Origin of the sequence: Paracoccus versutus (assembly GCF_000763885.1) — a bacterium.
GTDB classification, from domain to species: Bacteria; Pseudomonadota; Alphaproteobacteria; order Rhodobacterales; family Rhodobacteraceae; genus Paracoccus; species Paracoccus versutus.
This window is the reverse complement of the sequence record NZ_JRKO01000058.1, coordinates 24000-30193: the sequence shown is the minus strand read 5'-3', so window position 1 is coordinate 30193 and position 6194 is coordinate 24000. Positions and strand designations below refer to the sequence as shown.

Genomic DNA, 6194 nt, shown 5'->3' with positions numbered 1-6194 from the left:
AGGGCTGTTCCAGCGCATGTCCGGGCCGGCGGCGCGCAAGCAGGTCATGGATGTTCGGTTGGGTGGCTGTCATTGTCGGCTTCCACGCTGAGGTTGAACTGGCCTAATATTCCGCCGACTCGTTTCCTGTTGACAACGGCATAAAAATTCATCCTGGATTAGGTGAAGTAACCTGAATACGGCCCGGCATGCCCAATCCCCATGACTTCGCCTCGATGACCGCGCTGATCTGTTTCGAGGCGGCGGCCCGCAACATGAGCTTCAAGGCCGCCGCGCAGGAGATGAACGTCACCCCCGCCGCGATCAGCCACCAGGTCAAGGCGCTGGAGCAGAACCTGGGCTGCGCGCTGTTCATCCGCCGGCACCGCGGGGTCGAGCTGACCGAGAAGGGCGCCTTCCTGCTGGTTGCGCTGCAACGCGGCTTCGAGACGATCTCGGACACCGTCAGCCGGCTGCGCGACCGGCCCGATGCCGTGGACGTGACCATCCGCACCACCACCGCGGTCAGCGCGCTGTGGCTGACCCCCAAGATCACCGCCTTCTGGAAGATCCACCCCGGCATCACCGTCTCGCAGATCATCAGCGACGTGGCCACGGCGGCCATGCCTGGCCATCCTCCTGGCCGAAGCGGCGGGAACGCGCGAGTTGGAGCAAGACAATGATGGACGGTGATCTCCTTCCGCCGGCCATCCTGCAGCACAAGGCGGTGGTCCATGTGCGCCAATCGACCCCGGCCCAGGTGGAGTTCAACACCGAGAGCCGGCGACGGCAGTATGAACTGGTCGAGATCGCGCGCCGTCGTGGTTTCCGGACCGTGGATGTGACCTGTGACGATCTCGGCCGCTCCGCCAGCGGCATGGTGGCCCGGCCCGGCTTCGAGAAGCTTGTCGCCGCCCTGTGCGCCGGGGAAGTCGGCGCCATGCTCTGCTTTGACGCTGCGCGGCTGGCACGCAACGGCAGGGACTGGCACCACCTGCTCGAACTGCGCGGGCTTGTCGAGGCGCATGTCATCGACCTCGATGGGATCTACGATCCCTGCCTGCCGAACGACCGCCTGCTGCTCGGCATGAAGGGCAGCATCAGCGAGTTCGAGCTTGGGGTGATCCGGGCGCGCATGCTTGACGCCGCCCGGGCGAAGGCGCGCCGTGGCGAACTTCGGATCAGCGTGCCGATCGGCTATATCTGGCATCGCGAGGTCGGCCTCGGTCTCGATCCTGACTTCCGGCTCCAGCAGGTCATCCGGCTGGTCTTCGAGCGATTCCGCCAGCTCGGCAGCGCACGGCAGGCGCATCTGTCGCTGGCGGCGGAGGGGGTGTTCTTTCCGCGCCCCTCGGACGGCAAGCGCCTGACCTCCTTCGATTGGACGGCGATCCGCTATCGCAACGTCATCGGGCTGCTGAAGAACCCCTTCTACGCAGGGGCCTATGTCTATGGAAAGAGCGAGAAACGCATCGAACTGGTCGACGGTCGCGCGCGCAAGACCTACGGCCATGGCAAGCCGCCTGAGGCATGGGACGTGTTGATCCACGATCATCATGCCGCCTATATCGATTGGGCGGAATACGAGCGGAACCAGATGCTGCTCGCAGCCAACGCCTATGGACGTGCGGGAGGACAGAAGTCGGGGCGGGGCGGTCGTGCCCTTCTTGCCGGCATGCTGACCTGCGGGCGCTGTGGCCGCGGCCTGGCCGTCGCCTATGCCGGCGCCCCGCCCGGGCGTCCGACCTATCGCTGCGATCGGCCCAATCTCATGCTCGGCCTGCCGCGCTGTCTCAGCTTCGGTGGATCCCGTGTGGACGCCGCGATCGCATCGGAGATACTGCCCGTGGTCGAGCCGATGGCGGTCGAAGCCGCTCTGGAGGCGGAGCGAATGCACAGGGAAGGAGAGGCAGAGCGCCGGCGCATGGCCGAGCTCGACCTGCAGCAGTCAGAATACGATGCTTCGCTGGCGGAACGCCGCTATGCCGCCTGCGACCCGGAGAACCGGCTTATCGCGGCCCAGCTTGAGAAGCATTGGGAAGCCGCACTGCGCCGTGTCGAGGCTTGCCGGGCGCGCCTTGCCGCGACGGATACCCCGGACCCGACCGCGCCGATGCCCGACTTCGAGGGCTTGGCAGCGGATCTTTCCGCAGCCTAGTCGGCGCAGGGTGTCGCGACCCGAAGCCGCCAGCAACTGATCCGGGCGCTGATCTCGGACATCATCGCCGACGTCGATGACGCGACACGAGAGGTCGTGCTGACGATCCACTGGCAAAGTGGTCAGCATTCGCAATTGCGGGTGCGCAAGCCACGGACGGGGGCACGGCTGTCAGACACCGGAACAGGCCCTTGTCGTGATGGAAAGCATGGCGACGCGCTTTTCCGACGCCGATATCGTGGCAACCTTGAACCGGATGGACGTGCGGACCGGCCAGGACAAGACCTGGACGGCGCACCGGGTGGCCTCCATCCGCAGGGTCCGCAGGATCCACGCCTTCCGCTCGGCCGAGAAGGATGGAGCATGGCTCACAATGCGCGAGGCCGCGGCAAAACTCGGGGTGACCAGCCATGTCGTGCGACGCATGATCCAGGACGGGATCCTGCCTGCCGAGCAGGTCGTTCCAGGCGCACCCTGGCAAATCCAGGCCGAGGATCTTGAGAATGATGACATCATCAAGGCCCTCCGGCAGAAAGGGCGCCCGCGTCACACCGTTAGCCGAGACCAACTTCCAATGTTTCCAGATACTTGAAGAAGAGGGGCAATGACTCACCACTCGCGATCGGCCTGATCAGGTTCTCGACCCTATTGGATTCGATCTCGACGCGGCCATCTTCGAGGAACAGTTCGAAAGATGGCCAGCGGCTGAGACCATATCGGAAGGCCCTGGCGAGATCGCCCTTGCCGGGAATGCGCAGCAGCTGGGCCTCGGTCCATGCCTTAACAGGCTGCTGAAAAAGTCCTTGCGACAGGACAGCGCGGGCGGGGAACCGGGAAATCCGCCTCAAATTTGCCGAAAACACCCCATTTCGGGCCGATATCAGCTGGCTCCAGAACGATTTCCGCTGCGTCGCCCTCTCAAAATCCTTTTTCAGCAGCCTGTTAAAGGCATCAACCATAGGTCGGGAGTGCGTCTGGCGCGCGGCCTTTCGCAGTTCGGCGGACTGGCCGGCGATTTCGCGTTCGACGTCGTAGAGCTTGCCGATCCGGTCCAGGTCGCGGCGCAGATGCGCCCAGCAGGCCGCCTCGCGGAATTGGCGGCTGCCATCCGCGCGCGGGGCGTAGAGCGGGTTGAAGCCGGCATAGGCGTCCGCTTGCAGGATGCCACCGCTGTCTTGCAGGTGGTGCTGGGGATGCTCCCCTTTCCGGTCCGGGGAGAAGCGGTAGACGACGCCGGGCGGCGCAGTGCCGGCCCAAGGCCTCTGATCCGAGACATAGGCCCAGACCCGACCCTGCTTGACGCCTTTGCCGAAGCCACGATCCCGGCGTGACCGGTCAAGGACGCGGATGGGCGTGTCGTCCGCATGCAGGATCGGTGCCGCCATGACTTCGGCCTCGATCCGCTCGATCACTGGGGTGAGCACTTTCATGGCCCGACCACACCAGCCCAAGAGCGTGCTGTCCGGAATGTCGGCCCCCATGCGGGCGAATATCTTGTGCTGGCGATAGAGCGGGAGGTGGTCGTCGAACTTGGAGACGAGGATCTGGGCCAGCAGCCCCGGCCCGGCCATGCTGCCGGGAATGGGACGGCTCGGCGCGGCAGGCTGCACCATTCTCTCGCTGCGGCGGCAGGACTTCTTCACCCGCGCGATCTGGATCACCTTCATCTGGGCTGCGACCAAGTCGAGCAACTCGCTGACATCCTCGGCCACCACACGCAGATCGCCGCCGCAATCAGGGCAACACGGACCGGGATCGAGCTCGCGGCGTTCGCGGGGTGTTGCGTCCAAGACGCGCGGACGGCGGCGAGGCCTGGGCTCCGCGACAGGGTTGTCGGTCTCGGCAGGCTCGTCTTCCTTGATCGGCCCGCCACTCTGCTCGGCAACCGCGACAAGCAGGTCTTCCAGCGTCAGTTCCAACTGGGCGATCTCACGCTCGATCTTTTCTGAGGACTTGCCGAAGGCCTGTTTCTGCAGTTTTGCGATCCGCAGGCACAGGGCCTGAACAAGCTGCTCATGGGCCTGGAGCGTGGCCGGCATGCGTGCATTCTCCGCCTGAAGCGCGGCAATCATTGCCTTCAGGACAGTGGGATTATCCGAGAGAATGTTGGCATCATCAGACATGCCGACCGATACCACGCGCAGGTCGATATGGCCAATAAAACAAGGAGTTTCAGAAAGATAATCTACCCGACCCGCGCTGGGGGTGCGCCCCAGTCGGGACGTCGCCAGTCGATCCCCTCCCACAGCATGGCAAGCTGCGCCGAGGTCAGACGCATCGCCCCTTCGCCGCTGCCGGGCCAGGGAAAGCGGCCCCGCTCCAGGATCTTGTAGTAGAGGCAGAAGCCTTGGCCGTCCCAATAGAGCAGCTTCAGCCTGTCGCCGCGGCGACCGCGGAAGGCAAAGACCGCGCCGCAGGTCGGGTTCTGGCGCAGCACGTCCCGGGCCAAAGCCGCCAGCCCCTCGATCCCCTTGCGCATGTCGGTCACGCCGCAGGCTAGGTAAACCCGGACGCCGGTTCCGGGGCCGATCATGCCGCCTCCACACCCGGATCAACCGCACCAGCACGGTGGGCTCCAGATCCGGTGCAAATCGCAGGCAGCGGCCATTGGCCAGCACCAACTCGACCTGCGGATCGGGGTCGGGCGAGCGGACAGTTGCCTCCGGCAGGGCCGTCTCTATCGGCTCGGGCGTTGAGATCGGCAGGAACAGCGCATCGGCGGTCGGAAACAGCAGCCCCTTCTTCTTCAGCTCGGGCCGCCAGGCGTAGATCTGCTGGCGCGTCACATCATGGCGCTGCGCGACCTGCGTGACCGTCGCACCATCGGCGCCAACCGACAGCACGATCGCGAGCTTCTCCTCGTCATCCCACCGCCGCCGCCGTTCCAACCCAAGGACATCGCCACGCATCCTGAACCCCGCATAAGAGGCGTCGCTAACGACGTCATTATGCACGTCCCATAGCCGATCCGCCAAAACTCAGGCAGGCGGTGCCAACCGGCCGGTTACCTCTTTTCTGCCTAGGCGATCTGGAAGCCGTGTTTCAGCGGGTCGTCGTCATCGACCAGGATGGTGTTGTGGCCGGTGATCCGGGCCCAGCCGCCGATGCTGGGCAGGATGCCGGGATGGTCGCCCACCGTCACCGCCTGCTCGGCCCGGCCCTCGAAGACGGTGCCGATCAGGCTCTTGTTGCGGAAGCTTTCGCCGACCGCCAGCCGGCCCTTGCCATGAAGCTGCGCCATGCGCGCCGAGGTGCCGGTGCCGCCGGGCGAGCGGTCGATGGCCTTGTCGCCATAGAAGACCGCGTCGCGACCGTCGCAATCCGGCCCGTCCGGGCCGTCGCACCAGACCGCGTGATGGACGCCGCGGATGCGCGCGTCCTCGGGGTGGACGACCTTGTCGCCGATCCCGGCCAGCGCCTCGCGCAGCGCCCGGCTGTGGGTCACGATCTCCGCCGCGGTCATGCCGGTCAGGCCGGGCCAGTTTTCCTGCGGCTCGATCACCGCGTAGAAATTGCCGCCATAGGCGATGTCCACCACCAGCGGGCCAAGGCCGGGCACGTCGACGCGGACATCGGCGCTGTGCAGGAAGCTCGGCACGTTGAACAGCCGCACCGAGGCGACGCGCTCGCCGTCCATGGTGTATTCCACGTCGACCCGGCCTGCGGGGGTCTCGATAGCCAGCCTGCCGGGGATCTTGGGCGTGACCAGCCCTTCCTCGATGGCGACGGTGGCAAGGCCGATGGTGCCGGCGCCGCACATCGGCAGGCAGCCCGAAACCTCGATGAACAGCGCCGCGAGGTCGCAATCCTCGCGATGGGCCGGGTAGATAATGACGCCCGACATGATGTCATGGCCGCGCGGCTCGAACATCAGCGCGGTGCGCACCCAGTCGTGGTCGCGCAGGAACAGGTCGCGGCGCTCGAAGATCGGCAGATGCGGCAAGAGCGGCGCGCCCCCCGCCACGACCCGGACCGGGTTGCCGCAGGTATGGCTGTCGATGCAGAAGAAGCGGTGGCGCATGGAACATTCCTTGTCAGCGGATTGGGGTTTGTCATG

5 protein-coding genes and 2 pseudogenes are annotated in these 6194 nt (G+C 65.7%); 3 read left to right on the top strand and 4 right to left on the bottom strand.

The window, feature by feature from the left end:
• Positions 1-188: 188 nt before the first annotated feature.
• The 3 genes and pseudogenes from IT40_RS21395 to IT40_RS30255 all read left to right on the top strand — a co-directional run.
• Positions 189-593: pseudogene (locus IT40_RS21395) on the top strand (LysR family transcriptional regulator); the annotation flags it as partial.
• 65 nt (positions 594-658) lie between these two features.
• A complete protein-coding gene (locus IT40_RS21390; RefSeq protein WP_243700300.1) occupies positions 659-2137 on the top strand; it encodes a recombinase family protein in 1479 nt (492 codons plus the stop codon).
• Positions 2138-2345: 208 nt separating this feature from the next.
• Positions 2346-2729, top strand: coding sequence for a helix-turn-helix domain-containing protein (locus IT40_RS30255; protein WP_243700299.1), 384 nt, complete (start codon positions 2346-2348; stop codon positions 2727-2729).
• On the opposite strand, the gene tnpC is transcribed toward IT40_RS30255, so the two are convergent.
• The 4 genes and pseudogenes from tnpC to IT40_RS21375 form a co-directional block, all read right to left on the bottom strand.
• Positions 2692-4260: an IS66 family transposase gene (gene tnpC, locus IT40_RS21385; RefSeq protein WP_052096215.1), complete on the bottom strand. Its 1569-nt coding sequence runs from the start codon at positions 4258-4260 to the stop codon at positions 2692-2694. The two genes, IT40_RS30255 and tnpC, sit on opposite strands and share 38 nt — an antisense overlap.
• 62 nt (positions 4261-4322) lie before the next feature.
• Positions 4323-4670 carry an IS66 family insertion sequence element accessory protein TnpB gene (gene tnpB, locus IT40_RS21380; RefSeq protein WP_036759539.1) on the bottom strand — a complete coding sequence of 116 codons (348 nt, stop codon included), beginning with the start codon at positions 4668-4670 and terminating at the stop codon, positions 4323-4325.
• 22 nt (positions 4671-4692) lie between these two features.
• Positions 4693-5046: pseudogene (gene tnpA / locus IT40_RS30955) on the bottom strand (IS66-like element accessory protein TnpA); the annotation flags it as partial.
• Between the two features lie 110 nt (positions 5047-5156).
• Positions 5157-6158, bottom strand: a complete 1002-nt coding sequence (locus tag IT40_RS21375) for a 4-hydroxyproline epimerase (RefSeq protein ID WP_036759533.1) — start codon at positions 6156-6158, stop codon at positions 5157-5159.
• Between the last annotated feature and the right edge of the window lie 36 nt (positions 6159-6194).